We start from the raw sequence: 20,666 nt of genomic DNA on the forward strand, positions 1-20,666 counted from the left end.
GCCGCCGTCAGGTAGCAAATAGGGGTGAATGTGAAAGGCCGCTTGGGTTCGGCTTCCCCTCCGAACCGCAAGCGGCCGCGCGCCGTAGCGCGCACGTTCAATACTACACAACTATTTCTGTACCGCGGTACTCGAAACGGAGATTTCCGACAGAAATCTCAGCAGTCTCAGGATCCGGTCACGCGCCGACGTCAGTCGCTCAGTCGGCGAAGTCGTCGGGGGTGGGTTCGCGGGTCTGACCGGACTGCAGCAGCGCATCGGCACGCAGCGAGTCGATCGCGGCCTCGAAGTCTTCGAGCGAGTCGAATCCCTGATAGACGCTGGCGAAGCGCAGGTACGCGACCTGGTCGAGCTCCCGCAGCGGTTCGAGGATCGACAGACCCACTTCATCGGCGTCGATCTCCGCGATTCCGCGCGACCGGATGTTCTCCTCCACCCGCTGTGCGAGCTTCGCGAGATCATCGTCGCTGACCGGACGTCCCTGGCAGGCTTTGCGCACACCCGACATGATCTTCTGACGAGAGAACTCCTCGGTGACTCCGGAGCGTTTGATCACCGACAGGCTCGTGGCCTCCATCGTGGTGAAGCGGCGACCGCAGTGACGGCACTGCCGGCGCCGGCGGATCGCGGCGCCGTCTTCGCTGGTCCGCGAGTCGACGACCCGCGAATCGGACTCGCGGCAGAACGGACAGCGCATCTCTACTCCTCGAACCTGATGTCGACAGCGCGGCCGTGCGCCGGCAGCTGTTCGCCGTCGGCGAGTACACCGATGTGTCCGGCGACCTCGGACAGGGCCTGTCGATCATAGTCGATGACCTGGCTGACCTTGATGAATGAGTGGACTCCCAGACCCGAACCGTGTGCGGCGGTGCCCATCGTGGGCAGCACGTGGTTCGATCCGGCGCAGTAGTCGCCGAGTGACACCGGTGCCCAATCGCCGAGGAAGACCGCTCCCCCGTTCGTGATCCGTGCCCCGACCGCTGCCGCCTCGGCCGTGTGGACCTCGACGTGCTCACCGGCATAGCCGTTGACCACGGTGATACCGGCGTCGAGATCGTCGACGAGGACGATCGCCGACTGCCGACCGGCCAGAGCCGTTCCGATCCGTTCGGTGTGCATGGCGTCGGGCACCTGCACGTCCAGCTCCTTCTGCACCGCCTCGGCGAGGTCGACGGAGTCCGTGACCAGCACCGAGGCGGCCAGTTCGTCGTGTTCGGCCTGGCTGATGAGGTCGGCGGCGACGAAGCGCGGATCGGCCTGGTCGTCGGCGAGGATGATGATCTCCGTCGGGCCGGCGACCGCGTCGATGCCGACGCGGGAACGGACCAGGGACTTCGCCGCAGCCACATAGGCGTTTCCGGGACCGGTGATGAGATCGACGGGCTCGAGTTCCTCACCGTCGTCGAAGCCGTACGCCAGGGCGCCGATCGCCTGTGCTCCGCCCATCGCCCAGACTTCGTCGACGCCGACGATGTGTGCGGTGGCGAGGACGATCGGGTGCGGCAGGCCGTTGCTCTGCGGCGGGCTGGCGATCGCCAGTGAGTGTGCACCCGCTGTCTGCGCGGGCACGACGTTCATGATCACAGTCGACGGGTACACCGCCAGCCCGCCGGGGACGTAGAGTCCGACACGTTCGACCGGCAGGTGGCGGGTGGTGACGAAGGCGCCGGTGGCCAGCTCGGTGCGGACATCGACGGGGCGCTGATCGGCCGCGACCTTCCGGGCTCGGGCGATGGATTCGACGAGAGCGGCCCTGACCGCGGGATCGAGGCCGGCTGCAGCTTCGGCCAGCGCCGAGGCCGGCACGCGCAGCGTCTCGGGACGGACCCCGTCGAAGCGCTCGGTGAAGTCCTTCACCGCGGCCGCTCCCCCACCGGCGACGGTGTCGAGCAGTTCGGCGACTCGTCGTTCGATGTCGGCATGGGTCTCGGCGGCCCGCGGCAGCTTCTGTGCCAGGAATCGCTTATTGAGGGTCTCACCACGGAAGTCCAGAATGTTCACCCGCACCATTCTAGTCTCCACGGCAGCACCGCAGGCCCCCGGCCCGCAGTGCGGACGAGGGCAGGCTCAGCGTTCGCGCCTCAGACGCTGAAGCAGCGGGAGCCCAGCAGCGCCTTGAGGTCTCCGTAGAGGCTCGGATTCGGATCGACTCGGATCGACCGGTCCAGACGCATGACCGTCTGCCGTCCCGGCTGAGCCAGGGTGATGTGCACGTCGGTCTGCCCCTTGTTGGATTCGAGGATCTGCTTGAGCTTCGACGCCATCTCCTCGGTTGCCTTCTCCATCGGCATGATGAGGTTGAGCGGCCGATCGTTGGGGTCGGTGACATCGGGAATCGTCATCGACATCGCCATCAGCGAGGTCGGACGGTCATCGGAGGTGCGGATGCGACCGGTCAGGGAGATCACGAGGTCGGTCGCCAACAGGCTCGCCACCGGCTCGTAGGTGTCGCCGAAGAACATCACTTCGATCTCGGCTTCGAGATCCTCCACGGTCACGATCGCATAGGGACGCCCGGAGTTCTTCGACACCTTGCGGGTGACCTGGGTGATCATTCCGCAGACCTTGATCTGGGATCCGTCGTGGCGGTGCGACTCCGGATCGACCACCTCGGCGATGGAGGCATCGGACTCGGCGGCCAGCACACCTTCGAGCCCATTGAGCGGGTGGTCGGAGACGTAGAGGCCGATCATGTCGCGCTCGAAGGACAGCTTCTCCTTCTTCTCCCACTCCGGACGGTCCGGGATGGTCACGGAGAAGCCCGGCGAGTCGTCTCCCCCGCCGAGCCCGGCGAAGAGATCGAACTGTCCGTTGGCTTCCTGCCTCTTGACGCCGATGACCGAGTCCACGGCCTCCTCGTGGACTTCGACGAGTGAGCGACGGCTGTGGCCGAGCGAGTCGAAGCCGCCGGCCTTGATGAGCGATTCGATCGTGCGTTTGTTGCACACGTGGCTGGGCACCTTGTCGAGGAAGTCCGTGAACGAGGTGTAGGCGCCCTTCTCACCGCGGGCTTCGACGATGCCCTCGACGACGTGTGCGCCGACGTTGCGGACCGCCCCCATGCCGAAGCGGATATCGGTGCCGACCGGCGTGAAGTGGAGCGCGGAGTCGTTGACATCCGGAGGCAGCACGGTGATGCCCAGCCGGCGGCACTCGTTGAGGTAGATCGCGAGTTTGTCCTTGTTGTCACCGACCGAGGTCAGCAGAGCCGCCATGTATTCGGCGGTGTAGTGAGCCTTGAGATAGGCGGTCCAGTACGACACGACGCCGTAGGCGGCCGAGTGCGCCTTGTTGAACGCGTAGTCCGAGAACGGCAGCAGGATGTCCCACAGCGCCTGAGCGGCGGCCTCGGAGTAGCCGCGCTCCTTCATTCCCCCGAAGAATCCGACCTGCTGCTTGTCGAGCTCGGATTTCTTCTTCTTGCCCATCGCACGGCGGAGGATGTCTGCCTGTCCCAGCGAGTAGCCGGCGACCTTCTGCGCGATCGCCATCACCTGCTCCTGGTAGATGATGAGACCGTAGGTGGTGTCGAGGATCTCCTTGAGCGGCTCCGCGAGCTCTGGGTGGATCGGAGTGACCTCCTGCAGACCGTTCTTGCGCAGGGCATAGTTCGTATGCGAATCGGCGCCCATCGGACCGGGGCGGTAGAGCGCCAGGGTCGCGGAGATATCCTCGAAGTTGTCCGGCTTCATCATCCGCAGCAGCGCACGCAGGCCGCCGCCGTCGAGCTGGAACACACCGAGGGTGTCGCCCCGGGTGAGCAGCTCATACGCGGCAGGATCGTCGAGGGCGAGGTGCTCGAGGTCGAGCTCGTAGTCCCGGTTGGCTTTGATGTTCTCCACTGCGTCGGAGATGATCGTGAGATTCCGCAGCCCCAGGAAGTCCATCTTGATGAGCCCGAGGCCCTCAGAGGTCGGATAGTCGAACTGGGTGATGACCTGCCCGTCCTGGAACCGCCGCATGATCGGGATGACGTCGATGATCGGGTCCGAGGACATGATGACACCGGCGGCGTGGACGCCCCACTGCCGCTTCAGCCCTTCCAGGCCCTTGGCGGTCTCGAAGGTCTCCCGGGCCTCCGGATCGGTGTCGACGAGTTCGCGGAACTCCCCGGCTTCCTTGAAGCGCTTGGACTCCGGGTCCTCGATGTCCTTGAGCGGAATGTCCTTGGCCATCTCCGCAGGCGGCAGGGCCTTCGTCAGCCGCTCACCCATCGAGAAGGGTTTGCCGAGCACACGAGCGGAGTCCTTCAGCGCCATCTTCGTCTTGATCGTGCCGTAGGTGACGATCATCGCCACACGCTCATCGCCGTACTTCTTGGTCACATAGTCGATGACCTCGCTGCGGCGACGATCATCGAAGTCGACGTCGAAGTCAGGCATGGACACGCGGTCCGGGTTGAGGAAGCGCTCGAAGAACAGTCCGTGCTGGAGCGGATCGAGATCGGTGATGCGCATCGCGTAGGCGACCATGGAGCCGGCACCCGAACCACGGCCGGGCCCGACGCGGATGCCGTTGTCCTTCGACCAGTTGATGAAGTCGGCGACGACGAGGAAGTAGCCGGGGAAACCCATCGAGATGATGATGTCGAGTTCGTAGTCGGCCTGCCTGCGGACGTCATCGGGAACACCGTCGGGGTACCGGTAGTCGAGTCCCTTCGCGACTTCCTTGATCAGCCACGAGGTCTCGTCCTCGCCGGGAGGGCAGGGGAACTTCGGCATGTAGTTCGCCGAGGTGTCGAAGGAGACTTCGCACTTCTCGGCGATCTCGAGGGTGTTGTCGCAGGCCTCGGGGAATTCCCGGAACAGGGACCGCATCTCTGCGGGGGTCTTGAGATAGTATCCGGAGCCGGAGAAGGCGAAGCGCGATCCGCCCTGATCGTAGGTCGGTTCGATGAGTTTGGAACCGGATTGGATGGCCAGCAGCGCTTCGTGCGCCTTCGCATCGGATTCGTGCGTGTAGTGGAGGTCGTTCGTGGCGACCAGCGGAATGTCGAGTTCCTTCGACAGCCGGATGAGGTCCTTCGTCACTCTCTTCTCGATGGACAGGCCGTGGTCCATGAGTTCGACGTAGTAGTTGTCCTTACCGAAGATCTCACGGTATTTCCCGGCAGCCGCTTTGGCCTCTTCGTACTGTCCCAGCCGCAGCCGCACCTGCACCTCCCCCGAGGGGCAGCCGGTGGTGGCGATGAGTCCGTCGGAATAGCTCTCGAGCAGATCCTGGTCCAGTCGGGGCCATTTCGCGGTCACCGAGTCCAGGGAGGCATAGGACGACGCCTTGAACAGGTTGCGCATGCCCGTATTGTTCCGAGCCAGCAGCGTCATGTGCGTGTAGAGACCACCACCGGAGAGGTCGTCGCTCTTCTGCGATTCGTCGGTGCGCCACTTCACGCGCGTCTTGTCCCGGCGGTCGGTGCCGGGCGTGACATAGGCTTCGACGCCGATGATGGGTTTGATTCCGGCGGCGGTCGCCTGAGACCAGAAGTCGAAGGCGCCGAACAGGTATCCGTGGTCGGTCGTGGCGATCGCGGACATTCCCGATGCCTTCGTCGCCGCCATCAGATCGGCGAGGCGCGCCGCACCGTCCAACATGGAGTATTCGGTATGGACGTGGAGGTGGACGAAGTCCTCGTTCGGCACTGGGCGCCGCCTTCCTGAAGTTGCCGGTGTTGCCGTTCCAGCTTAGTCCATCGAACTCTCCGAGGAGGGCTCCCGGGAATGGTGTTCCCCGGCACGCGGCACCCGGGCTCCTGCTCGCGCAGGTCCCGCCGGCGCGTCGCTCAGCGCTCGGTTTCCGGGCCAGTCAGGGCACGGCCGGGCCGACCGCCGGCGTCAGTTCGGACGGATGCGGTCGAGCGCGGTCTGCAGGTCCTCGGGATACCCGCTTTCGAATTCGACCCACTTCTGCGTATCGGGGTGGTGGAAGCCGAGTTTGACCGCGTGCAGCCATTGGCGTTCCAGACCGAGTTCCTTCGCCAGCACCGGATCGGCGCCGTAGGGAAGGTCGCCGACGCAGGGATGTTTGGTGGCGGAGAAGTGGACGCGGATCTGATGGGTGCGTCCGGTCTCCAGGTGGACTTCGACGAGCGCGGCACGACGGTGGGCTTCGATCACCTCGTAGTGGGTGATCGCGTTCTTGCCTTCGCTGCGCACGGCGTAGAGTCCGTCGTGCTTGGGATGCCGGGCGATCGGGGCATCGATGGTGCCGAGCACGGGATCGGGCAGTCCCTGCACGACCGCGTGGTAGGTCTTGGCCACCGTGCGCTCCTTGAAGGCACGTTTGAGCACGCTGTAGGCGTATTCGCTCTTCGCCACGACCATGAGTCCCGACGTGCCGACGTCGAGGCGCTGGACGATGCCCTGACGTTCGGGTGCACCGGAGGTGGCGATGCGGAATCCCGCTGCTGCGAGACCGCCGACGACGGTGCGTCCGGTCCAGCCGATAGCCGGGTGTGCTGCCACACCGACGGGCTTGTCGACGACGACGAACGCGTCCTCGTCGTGGACGATGCGCATTCCCGGCACGGGGTCGGGCACGACCTCGAGCGGCCTCTTCGGTTCGGGCATCATGATGTCGAGGCGCTCACCGGCGACGACGCGATCGGATTTGATGACCGGACGCCCGGACATCTCCACTCCCCCGTCGGCACAGATATCGGCGGCCGCGGTGCGGGAGAGGCCGAGCAGCTTCGACATCGCAGCATCCACGCGCTGGCCGTCGAGTCCCTCGGGGACGAGGATGGAACGTTCAGTCATGAGAGTCCTCTTTCACACGTGTGGAGTCCGATCCGTCGATGTCGATGCCCCGGAGGCTGACGATGACGAGGGTCACTGCGGCGGCGGAGATCGCGATGTCCGCGACATTGCAGATGAACAGCGACAGATCGATGAAGTCGACGACCGCGCCGTGCAGGAACGACGGTTCACGGAAGAGCCTGTCGACGAGGTTGCCGAAGAGTCCGCCCAAGAGCAGACCGAGGCCGATCGCCCAGGCCCGCGACCCGAGCTTGCGAGAGATCACGAGGATGGCGATGAAGACGCCGACGGCGATGATCGGGAAGATCCACGTCACGTTCGACCCGAGGCCGAGCGCGGCACCGGGGTTGCGGTAGAAGGTGAATCCGGCGAGGGAGCCGATCACCGGAACCGGAGGCCGGTCTTCGAGGAAGGTGACGGCGAGGAACTTGGTGAACTGATCGATCACGAGCACTGATGCGGCGATTGCGAACAGCAGGACCATCATGGCGGCGCGAGGTCGTTTCACCCGTGAGGCAGGATCGTTCATTTGGTTCATTCTAGACCACTGCCGACGCTGCAGGGTCCAGGCGCCCGGCAATGAAGCGCCCGGACACGACGAAGGCCCGGACACTCCGCGGAGTTCCCGGACCTCGGTCGATCGAGCTGTGAGATCAGAGCTTGTGGTTCGAGGAACCGCCCACCGGGCCGTTTCCGTCGAGGGTCTCCGGAGCCAGGCTCGTGGAGTTCTCGAGGTCACGCAGCTGATCGTTGAGGTAGCTCTTGAGTCGAGTGCGGTACTGGCGCTCGAAGTTCGAGAGCTGGTCGATCGAACGCTCGAGCGTCGACTTCTGCGATTCGAGGGTCGACAATATCTCGTCGCGCTTGCTCTCGGCCTTGCCGACGATGTCGGCGGCTTCCTTCTCGGCGCCCTTGATGAGCTCGTCGCGCTTGCGCTCACCTTCGGCAACATGCTCGTCGTGGACGCGCTGGGCCAGAGCGATGAGACCATGAGCGTCCCCGTCGCCGCCGGCTGCGGCAGCACCGAGACCGGCACCCGCAGCTCCACCCGCAGCTCCTGCTGCCACAGCAGGTGCAGCAGAGCTGTCCTTCTTGGGGGCCGGGGCCGGAGCGGCATCCTTGACGACCGGGGCCGGGGCCGGGGCCTCTTCGGCCGGTGCCGGAGCGGCAGGCTCTTCGGCCGGAGCCGGAGCCTCTTCCTTCTCTTCGGCTGCAGGAACAGCTGCGGGCATCGCCTGAGTAGCGTCGATGTCCTCTGCCGGAGCTGCCGAGGCGCCGCCTGCTTCGAGTTCCTTCACACGCTGTTCGGCGGTGGAGAGCTTCTGACGCAGTTCGTCGTTCTCCTGGTAGAGACGGCGAATCTCAACGACGACCTCGTCAAGGAAATCGTCGACTTCGTCCTGGTCGTACCCGTCGCGGAACTTCACATGCTGGAACCGCTTGTTTACTACGTCTTCAGGCGTGAGCGCCATGAGGTCACCTTCAGTCGATCTACATTCATTACGCTGCCGCCCCGAAGGACGGCTTCAACGTCACATTAGCGTAACACCTGCAGTTTTGTCCCGCAGTAATGGCGTGTCACGCATTCAATGACGAAGTTTTCCGCATCAGAGGCTAACAAGCCGGGCACACGAACGGCCAATTATGGTGAGCACATTCACCATTCCCCTCGGTAATCATGAAAGGAATTCACGATCGTCGGCCGAGCAGATCCGGAGGCGAATCCGGGTGCCCATCCACAGTGATTCGTCAGTCGAGATCGCAGCAGCGGAGGGATTCAGGCGGCGGTGTGCGAGAGGTTGAAGAACACCGATGCGATGATCTGGATGCCGATGAGCAGGACGATGAACCCCAAGTCGAGCGACACCTGTCCCAGACGCAACGGCGGAATGATCCTGCGCAGCAGCTTCAGCGGCGGATCGGTGAGTGTGTACACAATCTCGGCCAGGACGAGGAGGAATCCGGTGGGCCTCCAGTCGCGGGAGAACACCTGGACCAGGTCGAGCACGACGCGCGCCAGGAGCACGTACACATAGAGGCTCAGCGCTGTACCGAGGATGTAGAAGATGATGGCCACGTGGGTCCCCCGCGCCTTTCGTTGTTGCTTGAGAGTTCTGAGGCTTCAGCCTACCGGCTCCGGCTGAGGACGAGTTGAGAGAACTGCTACGACGTTCAGCTCTGGTTGAAGAAGCTGGCCTGGGTGTCAGAGTCGGCTTCGTTCTCGCCGGCGACTTCGATGTTCTCGGGAGTGAGCAGGAACACCTTGTTCGTGACCCGTTCGATCGACCCGTGCAGGCCGAAGATCAGGCCTGCGGAGAAGTCGACGAGACGCTTGGAGTTGTTCTCGTCCATCTCAGAGAGATTCATGATCACAGGGGTGCCCTCGCGGAAGGCAGCGCCGATGACCATGGCGTCATTGTAGCTGCGGGGGTGGATGGTCCTGATGCGATTCATTGAAGTTCCTGGCGCCGGGGTGTCTACGGGACGGATCGGTGACGGATGGATCGGTGTCACCGGGGCCGGAGTCCGCTCTTCGACTGCCGCCCGATCGTCGACCTCGTCGGCGTCGTCGAAGGTCTCGACGACCTCGCGATCCCGGCGAGCGGGTTCACGGCGGTCGGCGTGCTGGGTGGTCGTCTCGTCCTCTTCTTCGACGAAACCCAGGTATTCCAGCGTCTTCTTGATTGCAGACATGTCTAAAGCTCCTCGGACTTCGGCACTTGCTCACCTGTCGCCCAAACTATCGCACGCGAGCATCCGGGCCGGTGAGTCCTATGGGTGTGTCGCGGTCTTTTCTTGCTGCAGCCAGATGATCCCGGCGAACCTCCCCGTCCGCTTCTGCCGGCGATAGGAGAAGAGGTCCTCGGATTCCTTCGTGCAGGTGCGTGAGAAATGATCGATGGCCACATCCGCCCGGCGCAGCTGTTCGGCCACCGCACCGGCGACGTCGAGGGCCGGTGTGCCGGTCACCGACACCGAGGCGGCGGTCGGCTCGATCGCCGCGACCTCGCTCCTCAGCTCCGGTGGGACCTCGTAGCAGCGCGGGCAGACGGATGGTCCGATGACTGCATGGATGTCCCGAGCGCCCGCGTCGCGCATCGCGGCGATCGTCGTGCCGATCACTCCCGCGGCCATTCCCGGGCGTCCCGCATGGACGGCGGCGATGACGCCCGCTTCGGCGTCGGCGAGCATGACCGGGGTGCAGTCGGCGACCATGATCGCCAGCCCTACCCCAGCCACCGTCGTCAGCTGGGCATCGGCGACGACCGGTTCCTGCCGCAGCTGCGTCTCGTCACTGATGATGTGCACGTCGGTTCCGTGCACTTGGGAGACGAACGAGAGCCGCTCTCCGCTCAGGCCGATGACCTGAGCGAGAGCGGCCCTGTTGGCTGCGACGAATTCGTCATCGTCTCCGACGTGGCGGGCGAGGTTGAACGAGGAGAAGTCCCCGCTCGAATAGCCGCCGTGCCGATCGGTGAAGGCGACGTGGGCGGTGCGTTCGCCCGGGATGACGAACCTCGAGCGCAGCATATTACTTGAGGAAATCCGGGATATCGAGGTCGGAGTCGACGTTCGAGCTGCTCCGTTCGCCCGGCAGGGAGGCAGGAATCTGGTGTTCCTCGCTGCGGCGTGGTGCGGCGGCCGGCTCATCGGCCTCCGGAGCCTCGGTCTCGGGTTCGGCGACGACGGGCGACTCGGTCTCGGGCTCGGCTGGTGCGGCCGCTGGGATCGGAGTCGGAATCTGGTCGGATCCGGCGGTCTCCGCGTTCGGCGAGGTGTTGTCGAACCCGGCGGCGATGACGGTCACTCGGCATTCGTCGCCGATGTTGTCGTCGATGACCGCGCCGAAGATGATGTTCGCTTCGGGGTGCGCGGCCTCCTGGACCAGGCGTGCGGCTTCGTTGACCTCGAAGAGTCCGAGGTCGCCGCCGCCGGTGATGCAGAAGAGCACTCCGTGGGCGCCGTCGATGCTGGCTTCCAGCAGCGGGGAGGCGATGGCTGATTCGGCGGCCTGCACGGCACGGTCGTCGCCGGTTGCCGCACCGATGCCCATGAGCGCAGTGCCGGCATCCTGCATGACCGACTTGACGTCGGCGAAGTCGAGGTTGATCAGTCCCGGGACCGAGATGAGGTCGGTGATGCCCTGGACACCGGAGCGCAGGACCTCATCGGCCGACCGGAAGGCTTCGACGACGGAGACGCTGCGATCGGAGATCGAGAGCAGTCGGTCGTTGGGGATGACGATGAGGGTGTCGACCTCTTCGCGCAGGGCCGCGATTCCGGCCTCCGCCTGCGCGGAACGACGGCGCCCCTCGAAGGTGAACGGTCGGGTGACGACGCCGATGGTCAGTGCCCCGAGCGAGCGGGCCACGCGGGCCACGACGGGGGCGGCACCGGTTCCCGTGCCGCCGCCTTCGCCGGCGGTGACGAAGACCATGTCCGCACCCTCGAGAGCGTCACGGATGGCGTCCTCGGAGGATTCGGCTGCCTTCTTGCCGATCTCCGGATCCGCGCCGGCGCCGAGTCCGCGGGTCTGGTCGCGGCCGATCTCGAGCTTGACATCGGCGTCGGACAGGACGAGAGCCTGGGCGTCGGTGTTGATTGCGATGAACTCCACGCCGCGCAGGCCGACGTCGATCATCCTCTGTACAGCGTTGACACCGCCGCCGCCGGTTCCGGCAACTTTGATGTCCGCTCCGGATTGTGGGAATTCAGCCAAGTCGGTTCCTCGTCTCAAGCGCTTGCGCTCCGCAGGGTCTGCGTGCGCATTCGGTCTGTGTTCTCTGCCCTGAGGCTATTGGGCGGGGCAATATCACTGCAACCATTCTCGCCGGAGTGTCGGGGTTCGGCCAAACTTCACACCCGGTGTGTCGGGGCCAAACGGAGGCAATCGCAGCGGCTGCCCCGTGCGGGGCTCGACGGTGCCGCGGGCCGGCACTCGGTCGCACCGCGGCTCAGTCGGTCACGGGCACCGAGGGCACTGAGACGTCGATCTCCGTGCGGCCTTCGGCAGCGAGCTGGGCGGCGGTGCGCACCTTGAGGCTGGAGTCGGACGAATCGCCGAAGACGACCGTGGCTGTCTGCTTGCCGGTGTCGAGTCGACCCTTGAGGCTCATGGCATCCTCGGCCTCGATCGTCACCAGCTGACGGCGCAGCTCCGGTCGCAGATCGCCCATGAAGCGGATCACCGCGGCGACGGTCTCTCTGTCCGGCTGGTGTGCGCCTCCGTTGAGCACGGTGAGCTTCTTGGGGGCTGTGTCGACCGTGCCGAGATCAACGGCCTCGGAGTCGTAGAGACGAAAGCCGGAATCGTCTTCGATCGCGATGACGGGGGTGCGGTCCGTGATGTCGATCTTCAGCGCGCGTGGGCCGGCATAGTGGACGGAGGCCGCTTCGGCCTTCGGGAACTCCCCCAGCACCGAGTCCTCGACCGCACCCGGGCGCACCTGCGGCAGAGGCCTGTCGCCCTGACGCTCGAGCACGAACTCGCTCACCGTGTCGGTGTCGATCAGTTCGCTGCCGCTCACCTGCACCTTCTTAAGTGTCAGCAGGGGTGAGAACCAGGCGACGGCGGCGAGGGCGATCAGCGCGGCCACGATGCCGATGGCGATGAGGCGTCGACGCCAGGTCTTGAGGCGTCGGGCCCGGATGACTCCGGTGAGGTCGGCTGTGGAGTTGTCACCGGACCGGGCCGGGGGAAGCGGCACCATGGGCCTCAGCCCTCCAGCGCGCTCAGCAGCTCGGGCCCGAGGATCGTCACGTCGCCGGCTCCGACTGTGAGCACCAGATCACCGGGCTGCACACGTGCCGCCACGAACGGGACCGCCTCGGCGAAGGACTCCAAGAAGGTCACGCTCCCGTGCGGGACCCGATCGGCGATGAGCGCGCCTGTGACTCCGGGCACGGGATCTTCGCGGGCAGGGAAGACGTCGAGGACGACGACCTCATCGGCCAGTCCGAGGGCCTGTCCGAACTCCTCCCGGAATTCCATCGTCCGCGAATACAGGTGCGGCTGGAAGATCGCCCACACCCGTCCGCCGTCGGTGACGACTCCGCGGGCGGCGCTGAGCACCGCGCGGACCTCGGTCGGGTGGTGGGCGTAGTCGTCGATGACGCGCACTCCGGCCGCGATGCCGCGTTCTTCGAAGCGCCGGCGGGTGCCCCCGTAGCCGGCGAGCCCGGCGGCCGCGCGTTCGACATCGGCGCCGAGGCTGAGGGCCACGGCGATCGCTGCGGTGGCGTTGAGCGCGTTGTGCATCCCCGGCTGCCGCAGTTCGACCTGCAGCTCGTCGTCGCGGCCGGGCAGGTCGAGGACGAAGGTCGAGGCGATTCCGGAGTCGAGGTCGCGCAGCACGAGATCGGCATCGACGGAGGTGCCGTAGAGGATGACGTCGGCGCCCTGGCTGCGGGAGTGCAGGGCGACATCCCGGGAACCCGGGTCGTCGGCGCAGGCGATGATCGTCCCGCCCCGTGTCTGGATGCCGTCGCAGAACTCGATGAAGGCTTCGCGCACCTTCTCCGGAGTCCCGTAGTGGTCGAGGTGGTCGGCTTCGACGTTCGTGAGGATGCCGATGGCCGGTTCGTAGAGGAGGAACGACCCGTCGGATTCGTCGGCCTCGGCCACGAAGACGTCTCCGGTGCCCAGGTGGGCGTTCGTGCCCGTCGTCGACAGCACTCCCCCGATGACGAAGGACGGGTCGACTCCGCACGCCTGCAGAGCCACGGTGGTCATCGAGGTGGTTGTGGTCTTTCCATGGGTGCCCGCCACGGCCACGGCTCGCCGATCGACCATGAGCGAGGCGAGAGCCCCGGAGCGGTGGAGGATCCGCAGCCCGCGTCGCTGTGCTTCGACGAGTTCGGGATTGTCCTTGCGGATGGCCGAGGAGATGACGAGGGTGTCGGCCTCACCGAGGTTGTCGGCCGAATGCCCGATCGTGACCGTGGCCCCCAGGGTCCGGAGCACATCGACGACGTTGGATTCCTTCGCATCGGAGCCGGAGACGTCAACTCCGTTCATGACCATGATCCGGGCGATTCCGGACATTCCCGAACCGCCGATGCCGATGAAGTGGACGGCTCCGAGTTCGTCGACGGGAACGACGTTCGCAGGACTCGTGTTCGCAGAGGTCATAGTCAGCCTTCCAGCGCGCGGTTGACGATGGCGGCCATGCGGGCCGCGGCATCGGTGGGGTAGTTGAGGTTCAGCGCCGCTCGGCTCATCTGCGCGAGTCGCGATTCGTCTGCGAGCAGCGGCAGGATGGTCTCGACGACCGTCGACGGTGAGAAGTCGGCATTGTCGACCATGAGGGAGGCACCGGCGCTCACGCTGCCGGAGGCGTTGAGGCGCTGTTCGCCGTTGCCGATGGCCAGCGGCACGTAGAGAGCGGGGACACCGGCGACCGTGGCTTCGGAGACCGTGGCCGCGCCGGAGCGGGCGACGAGCAGATCGGCCACCGCATAGGCCCGATGCATTCCGTCGACATAGTCGACGACGTGGTAGTCGCTCAGTTCGGCTGCGACCTCGCGCAGAGCATCGCCCTTTCCGGCTCCCGTGATGTGGAGGACCTGGATGCCGGCCTCCTGGCAGGCGGTCGCGGTGGCGAGGAAGGCCTCGTTGATCTTCTGGGCCCCGGAGGAGCCGCCGGTCACGACGAGGACAGGACGGTCATCGCGCAGCCCGAGTTCGGCACGGAATCCTGCCCGCTGTCCTGCGTCGCTGCGGTCGAGATCGGTGATCTCGGCGGGCATGGGCATGCCGACGAGAGTCGAACCCGGCAGCTTCGTGTCGGGGAACGTGATGCCGACGCGACCGGTGGTCGTCAGTCGGGCGCCGAGGCGGTTGGCCATTCCCGGTTTCGCATTGGCTTCGTGGACGATCAGCGGGATCTTCGCCTGCTTGGCGGCGAGGAACGCCGGTGGGCACACGTAGCCCCCGACGCCAACGACGGCGTCGATGCGGCGAGCGGAGATGATCTGTTTGACGGCGGAGATGTTGTCGCGGAAGCGAAACGGGAATCTCAGCAGGGCGGGACTGATCGACCGGGGCATGGGCACCTTGTCGATCGTGAGCAGCTCGAATCCGGCGCGAGGAACGATCTCGGCTTCGAGCCCGTCCTGGGTGCCCAGCGCCACGACATCCCAATCGGGGTGCTGCCGGGCCAGCTCACGGCCGATCGCCAGCATCGGCGAGATATGGCCGGTGGTGCCTCCACCGGCGAGGAGGATGTTCGTCATCTCATTTCCTTTTCTTGCGGACGAGCACGGCGAGTGAGGATCGCAGGCGATCCCTGTTGGCGGCGATGGCCGCCTCGGCGCCCGGCTCGGTGCGAGCGAACGACAGCACCACACCGACGGCCAGCAGCGAGGCGATGATCGAGGAGCCGCCGTAGGACACGAACGGCAGCGGCAGACCGATGACCGGCAGCATTCCGGTGACGACGCCGATGTTGATTCCGGCCTGTCCGATGATGAGGGCGAAGAAGCCGGCGGTGGCGACCTGGACCATGACGCTGTTCGAGCGCATCACCACGCGGACCATCCCGAATCCGAGGACGGCGAAGATGAGGATGACGACGAGGGTGCCGACGAGGCCGAGTTCCTCTCCGATGATGGCGAAGATGAAGTCGTTGTGGGCTTCGGGCAGCCAGGACCATTTCTCACGGCTGGCGCCGAGTCCGACTCCCAGCCATCCGCCCGAGGCCAGGGAGAACAGTCCGTGGTTGGACTGCCACGCCTGTCCCATGGTGTCCGCTGCGGACTGATCGGCATGTCCGGTGAGCAGCGCCTCGATGCGGTTGAGGCGGTTCTGGGAGCTGAGGACGAAGAAGGCGACGGCCGCGACGAGCACACTGCCCAGGAGCAGGAAGTACTTCATCGGGAATCCGCCGACCCACAGGCAGACGATCGCCATGGCCATGATGACCAGCCCGGTGCCGAGGTCGTTGCCGGCGACGACGAGTCCGGCGGCGGCGAGGACTCCGGGAACGACGGGGATCATGGCGTGGCCGAAGGTGGTCATCTTCCCGGCCTTCTGGGCCAGGATGAAGCCGAGCCACAGGGCGAGGGCGACCTTGAGGAACTCCGAGGGCTGGATCTGGAATCCGCTGAAGCCGATCCAGTTCGCATTGCCCTTCGTCTCCTTGCCGAGACCCGGGGCGAAGACGGCTGCCTGCATGGCGAGGCCGCCGATGATCGCGGCCCAGGCCGTCCGCTTCCAGAACTGCAGCGACATCCGGCTCGCGATGGCCATGAGGACGAGGCCGACTCCGGCGAATATCGCCTGCTTGTTGAAATAGGCGAACGATGAGCCTGCTCCCCCGTCGTAGGAGGTGATCGATGAGGCGGAGAGCACCATGACCAGGCCCAGTCCCGTGAGCAGCACGACGGAGACGAGAATGAGGAAGTAGGTCGTCAGCGGATGGGCGGAGAGGCCGGAGACGTCACCGCGCACATGATCCCATGCGTTCCGGATCGCCGAGGCGGTCTTCGCGGAGCTCTTCCCGCCGACAGCCCGCGCCGGCTTCTTCCCGCCGGCCTTGGCAGGCCCCTTCCCGCCGGGGGCCTGTGCCGGCTTCTTCGTGCCGGCCTTCGCCGTCTTCTTCACACCGGAGGCTTTCCTCGCAGCGGTCTTCGAGGCAGGTTTCGCGGCGGCGGACTTCCCCGCGCGGGCCTTGCCAGCGGACGTCGCGCCCGGGGACTTCCTCGCGGTCGTCGCGTCCGGGGACTTCGTCGCGGTCGACGCTGCGGACCGCTTCGATGTCGGCGGAGCCGTGGCGGCAACAGTCGTCTTCGCAAGCTTGCGGCGGCGACGTTCATCCGCCTTCGCGGTGGCCTGCCGTCCCATCTCAGCGCTCCAGGTGCGTGTTGACGGCCTCGGTGAACAGTTCGCCGCGCGTGTTGTAGTTGAGGAACTGGTCCATGCTCGCGGCCGCCGGGGCCAACAGAACGGTGTCGCCGGCTTCGGCCAAGCGTGCGGCGGCGTCGACGGCGGCAGCGGCGACGGCCTCGCCGCGGCGCTTCGGGACTCCCAAGTCCACTGCCAGGGCCGGTTCGATCCGGACAACGTCGAGGTCGGGGATGGTCGCGGCGATGGCCTCGCGATAGGCCGAGTCGTCGGCGCCGATGAGCACGAGAGCCTTGAGCCGGTCGCGGTGGTCGGCGAAGAGAGAAGTGAAGTCCGCACCTTTGGGCAGTCCCCCGGCGATCCAGATGATCGAGTCGAAGGCTGCCAGTGAGGCATTCGCGGCGTGAGTGTTCGTCGCCTTCGAGTCGTCGACCCAGCTGATGCCGTCCGCTTCGGCGACGGTGACCATGCGGTGAGCTCCGAGCGAATGGTTCTGCAGTCCCGCGGCGATCGCCTGACCGGGAACGTCGATGGCGCGGGCCAGGCAGGCGGCGGCCAGGGCGTTGGCGATCTGGTGCGGGGCAGGCTGCGACCCCGCGACTCCGGTGGCGGCCGCCACATCGTCGAGGGAGGCGAGTTCGGCGGCCGAGGAGTACCGCTGCGGGATAAAGGCCCGGTCGACCAGCAGATCGTCGACGACCCCGAGTTCGCCGGGGCGCGGCACGCCGGTGGTGAAGCCGATGGCCTTGGCCCCTTCGATGACGTCGGCGTCCTCGACCATGTGCAGGGTCGCCTCGTCGGCACAGCTGTAGACGCAGGCGAGCTTCGCATTGTGGAAGATCTTCGCTTTGTCCCGGGCATAGGCGTCGGCGCTGCCGTGCCAGTCGAGGTGGTCGGGGGCGATGTTGAGCACGGCCGCGGCGTCGGCGCTCATCGACTCCTGCCAGTGCAGCTGGAAGCTCGAGAGTTCAATCGCGAGGACCTCGAGTCCGGGTTCGAGCACGGCTTCGAGCAGCGGGGTGCCGATGTTGCCGCAGGCCTTGGCCTTGAGCCCGGCGGCCAGCAGCATCGATTCGAGCATCGTCGTGGTCGTCGTCTTGCCGTTGGTGCCGGTGATGGCCAGCCATTTGGCATCGTTCGTCCCGCGGATCCGCCAGGCGAGTTCGACCTCGCCGATGACGGGGATGCCGGCCTCGGCTGCGGCTGCCAGCACGGGCTGGTCGGGACGCCACCCGGGTGAGGTGACGACGAGGTCGAGATCACCCTCGGGCAGAGTCTCGACATGGTCGGGTCCCCGTCGGATGTCGACGTCGAAGACCTCGAGGATCTGCGCCTTCTCGCTGACATCGGCCGTGTCATCGCCGTCGATGACGATGACGTCGGCGCCGCGTTCGCCGAGGTGGACGGCGGCCGGGAATCCCGTCACGCCGAGACCGGTGACGAGGATGCGCAGTCCGGCCAGGGATGAGCTCGGACCGCTCAGCGCGGCCGGGATCGCCTTCATGGTGGGTTCATCAGCCAATGCGGGCCACCCAGTCAGCGTAGAACAGGCAGATTCCGGCGATGACGAACAGGGCTGCGATGATCCAGAATCTCACCACGATCGTCACTTCCGCCCACCCCTTGAGCTCGAAGTGGTGCTGGAGCGGTGCCATGCGGAACACGCGTTTGCCGGTGGTCTTGAAGGAAGCGACCTGGATGATCACCGACAGCGTGATGATGACGAAGAGTCCGCCGAGCACGATGAGCAGCAGCTCGGTGCGCGACATGATCGCCAGTCCGGCGAAGGCGCCGCCGATGGCCAGCGAACCGGTGTCGCCCATGAAGATCTTCGCCGGTGAGGTGTTGAACCACAGGAAGCCGAAGCAGGCCGCGGCCATGGCCCCGGCGACCATCGCGAGGTCCCGGGGGTCGCGCATGTAGTAGCAGGCGTTCGTGGCCTCGGACATGAGGTTGCAGTTCTGGGTCGACTGCCAGGTGCCGATGACGACATAGGCGGCGAAGACGACCACCGAGGCACCGGCGGCCAGACCGTCGAGACCGTCGGTGAGGTTGACCGCGTTCGAGACTGCGGTGACGATGAGGTTCGCCCAGATGACGAACAAGATGAGTCCGAGGATCGCGGACCCGAAGGCGAGGTCGAGGTTCGTGTCGCGGATGAACGAGACCTTCGTCGACGCCGGGGTCTCGCCGAAGGAGTTCGGGAACTGCAGGGCGAGGACGGCGAAGGAGATTCCGACGAAGGCCTGGCCGATGAGCTTCGGCATCGGGCGCAGGCCCAACGACCGCTGCTTCTTGATCTTGATGAAGTCGTCGAGGAACCCGACGACCGCCAGTCCCGCAGCCAGCCACAGCACGAGCAGCCCCGACGCCGTGGGCACGGAACCGGTGAACAGATGCCCGAGCAGGTAGGCGAGCACTGCGGCGCCGATGATGACGACGCCGCCCATGGTCGGGGTCCCGCGCTTCGTCGCATGCGAGGTCGGACCGTCATCGCGGACGAACTGGCCGTACCCCTTTCTCACGAGCACCCGGATGAACAGCGGGGTGCCGACCAGGGCGAAGATGAGAGCCAGGCAGGCTGCGAGCAGTACGGCAATCATCAGGCCCCCGATACTCCGGCGATTTCGTCTCCCAGATAGCGCAGACCGGCGTCACGGGAGGATTTGAACAGGACGATGTCGCCGGGTGCGAGTTCGGCGTTCAGGAGATCTCTCGCCTCGGCCGCGGTCGCGACCCAGGCCGCCTCGTTGCCCCAGGAACCCTCGAGGTTCGCGGCGTTGAAGATCGGCTTGGCGCCGTCGCCGACGACGATGGTGCGAGTGATGTTGAGACGCACGACGAGTTCGCCGATGTCCGAGTGCGCCGACACCGATTCGTCACCGAGCTCGAGCATCTCGCCGAGGACGGCGAAGGTGCGACGCGGACTCGTCTCCTCGTCACCGCGGCCCATCGAGGCCAGGGTCTTCAGGGAGGCTCGCATGGATTCGGGGTTCGCGTTGTAGGCGTCGTTGAGCACGGTCACGCCCGTCGGCGAATCGATGAGCTCCATCCGCCAGCGGCTGGCCGCCGAGGAGGTCGCCAGGGTCGTGACGATCGACTTCGTCGGCACTGCGCAGGCGTGGGCGATGGCGGCAGCCGCCAGAGCGTTGCCGACGTGGTGTTCGCCGATCAGCGCCAGACGCACATCGCGCGGCTCTTCACCGGGCAGGGTGAGGGTGAACGTCGGGTGGCCGGAGGAATCCGTGGACACGGAGGTGCCGCGCACGACCTGGTCGTCGGCTCCGACCCATTCGGGCAGGGACTCACGCTGTGAGAACCACAGGGTGGACACGTCGGGAGCAAGCACCTCGCGCATCGCGGACACGCGGGTGTCATCGGCGTTGAGCACGGCGGTGGATCCGGCCGTCAGAGACTCGACGAGTTCGGCCTTGGCCCGAGCGGTGTTCTCGATCGACCCGAAGACTCCGGAATGCGCAGTGCCCACAGCGAGTTCGACGGCGATATCGGGCCGGATGAGGCTGGTCAGATAGGCGAGGTTGCCGATCGACCGGGCTCCCATCTCGAGGACGAGGAAACGGGTTGATTCGACTGCCCGCAGAGCTGTCAGCGGAACGCCGACCTCGTTGTTGTAGGAGTTCGGCGGCCACACGGTCTCGGCGGCGCCCGCGAGAAGATCGGCGGCGAGGTCCTTCACGGTGGTCTTGCCGACGGAGCCGGTGATCGCGATGACGGTGATCTCGCCTTCTGCGCGCAGGCCCTCGATGCTGTGCTTGGCCAGCTGGCCGAGCGCCTCGGTGGCATCGGCGACGACGACGACGGGCAGCGGCTCATCATCGATGGTGGGGACGGATTCGCCGATGATCAGGGCCGCTCCCGCCTCGACGGCGGCGGCGGCGAATTCGATGCCGTCGAAGCTCTCGCCTCGGCGGGCGACGTAGATATCGCCGGGTCCGACTTCTCTCGAGTCGGTCACCACGCCGGCGGTCAATGGGGTCTCGGGGTCGATGCCGTACAACTCGCCGCTCACGGCGGTTGCGATTTCGGCTGCAGTCAGTCGCTTCATA

The 20,666-nt window shown here is 66.0% G+C and carries 17 protein-coding genes; all 17 read right to left on the bottom strand.

Translation table 11 applies throughout. The features are described 5' to 3' along the window. Positions 1-199 precede the first annotated feature (199 nt). The 17 genes from nrdR to AD89_RS0107415 all read right to left on the bottom strand — a co-directional run bounded on the left by nrdR (position 200) and on the right by AD89_RS0107415 (position 20,665). Entirely contained in the window at positions 200-697 is a 498-nt protein-coding gene (gene nrdR / locus AD89_RS0107335) for a transcriptional regulator NrdR (protein WP_025777954.1), read from the bottom strand. 2 nt (positions 698-699) lie between these two features. Continuing rightward, a complete protein-coding gene (hisD, locus tag AD89_RS0107340) occupies positions 700-2,010 on the bottom strand; it encodes a histidinol dehydrogenase (protein WP_025777955.1) in 1,311 nt (436 codons plus the stop codon). A gap of 71 nt (positions 2,011-2,081) precedes the next feature. Continuing rightward, entirely contained in the window at positions 2,082-5,591 is a 3,510-nt protein-coding gene (gene dnaE, locus AD89_RS0107345; protein WP_051505140.1) for a DNA polymerase III subunit alpha, read from the bottom strand. 240 nt (positions 5,592-5,831) lie between these two features. Next, a complete protein-coding gene (locus tag AD89_RS0107350) occupies positions 5,832-6,755 on the bottom strand; it encodes an RluA family pseudouridine synthase (protein ID WP_025777957.1) in 924 nt (307 codons plus the stop codon). After that, positions 6,748-7,284: a signal peptidase II gene (locus AD89_RS0107355; protein WP_025777958.1), complete on the bottom strand. Its 537-nt coding sequence runs from the start codon at positions 7,282-7,284 to the stop codon at positions 6,748-6,750. The genes AD89_RS0107350 and AD89_RS0107355 overlap by 8 nt, the downstream gene beginning before the upstream one ends. A 124-nt stretch (positions 7,285-7,408) precedes the next feature. After that, positions 7,409-8,227, bottom strand: a complete 819-nt coding sequence (locus AD89_RS0107360; RefSeq protein ID WP_025777959.1) for a DivIVA domain-containing protein — start codon at positions 8,225-8,227, stop codon at positions 7,409-7,411. A 305-nt stretch (positions 8,228-8,532) separates the two neighbouring features. Beyond that, a complete protein-coding gene (locus AD89_RS0107365) occupies positions 8,533-8,832 on the bottom strand; it encodes a YggT family protein (protein ID WP_025777960.1) in 300 nt (99 codons plus the stop codon). Positions 8,833-8,927: 95 nt separating this feature from the next. Beyond that, the gene (locus AD89_RS0107370; RefSeq protein WP_025777961.1) at positions 8,928-9,449 is read right to left on the bottom strand and encodes a cell division protein SepF; all 522 of its coding nucleotides are present in this window, start codon (positions 9,447-9,449) and stop codon (positions 8,928-8,930) included. A 78-nt stretch (positions 9,450-9,527) separates the two neighbouring features. After that, positions 9,528-10,286, bottom strand: a complete 759-nt coding sequence (gene pgeF, locus AD89_RS0107375) for a peptidoglycan editing factor PgeF (RefSeq protein ID WP_025777962.1) — start codon at positions 10,284-10,286, stop codon at positions 9,528-9,530. 1 nt (position 10,287) lies between these two features. Then, on the bottom strand, positions 10,288-11,475 hold the full coding sequence (ftsZ, locus tag AD89_RS0107380; protein WP_025777963.1) for a cell division protein FtsZ: 1,188 nt from the start codon (positions 11,473-11,475) through the stop codon (positions 10,288-10,290). Positions 11,476-11,710: 235 nt separating this feature from the next. Next, on the bottom strand, positions 11,711-12,466 hold the full coding sequence (locus tag AD89_RS0107385) for a cell division protein FtsQ/DivIB (RefSeq protein WP_025777964.1): 756 nt from the start codon (positions 12,464-12,466) through the stop codon (positions 11,711-11,713). Between the two features lie 5 nt (positions 12,467-12,471). After that, the gene (gene murC / locus AD89_RS0107390; RefSeq protein WP_025777965.1) at positions 12,472-13,887 is read right to left on the bottom strand and encodes a UDP-N-acetylmuramate--L-alanine ligase; all 1,416 of its coding nucleotides are present in this window, start codon (positions 13,885-13,887) and stop codon (positions 12,472-12,474) included. A gap of 2 nt (positions 13,888-13,889) precedes the next feature. Beyond that, positions 13,890-14,990 (bottom strand): undecaprenyldiphospho-muramoylpentapeptide beta-N-acetylglucosaminyltransferase, encoded by a 1,101-nt coding sequence (gene murG, locus AD89_RS0107395; RefSeq protein WP_025777966.1) that lies wholly within the window; start codon positions 14,988-14,990, stop codon positions 13,890-13,892. 1 nt (position 14,991) lies between these two features. After that, a complete protein-coding gene (gene ftsW, locus AD89_RS0107400; RefSeq protein WP_025777967.1) occupies positions 14,992-16,599 on the bottom strand; it encodes a putative lipid II flippase FtsW in 1,608 nt (535 codons plus the stop codon). Position 16,600: 1 nt separating this feature from the next. Then, a complete protein-coding gene (gene murD, locus AD89_RS0107405; RefSeq protein ID WP_025777968.1) occupies positions 16,601-18,103 on the bottom strand; it encodes a UDP-N-acetylmuramoyl-L-alanine--D-glutamate ligase in 1,503 nt (500 codons plus the stop codon). Between the two features lie 10 nt (positions 18,104-18,113). Continuing rightward, positions 18,114-19,202 carry a phospho-N-acetylmuramoyl-pentapeptide-transferase gene (gene mraY / locus AD89_RS0107410; protein WP_025777969.1) on the bottom strand — a complete coding sequence of 363 codons (1,089 nt, stop codon included), beginning with the start codon at positions 19,200-19,202 and terminating at the stop codon, positions 18,114-18,116. After that, on the bottom strand, positions 19,202-20,665 hold the full coding sequence (locus AD89_RS0107415; RefSeq protein ID WP_025777970.1) for a UDP-N-acetylmuramoyl-tripeptide--D-alanyl-D-alanine ligase: 1,464 nt from the start codon (positions 20,663-20,665) through the stop codon (positions 19,202-19,204). Before AD89_RS0107415 ends, mraY begins: the two co-directional genes overlap by 1 nt. Between the last annotated feature and the right edge of the window lies 1 nt (position 20,666).

Origin of the sequence: Brevibacterium sp. VCM10 (assembly GCF_000583215.1) — a bacterium.
In the GTDB taxonomy this organism is placed as follows: Bacteria; Actinomycetota; Actinomycetes; order Actinomycetales; family Brevibacteriaceae; genus Brevibacterium; species Brevibacterium linens.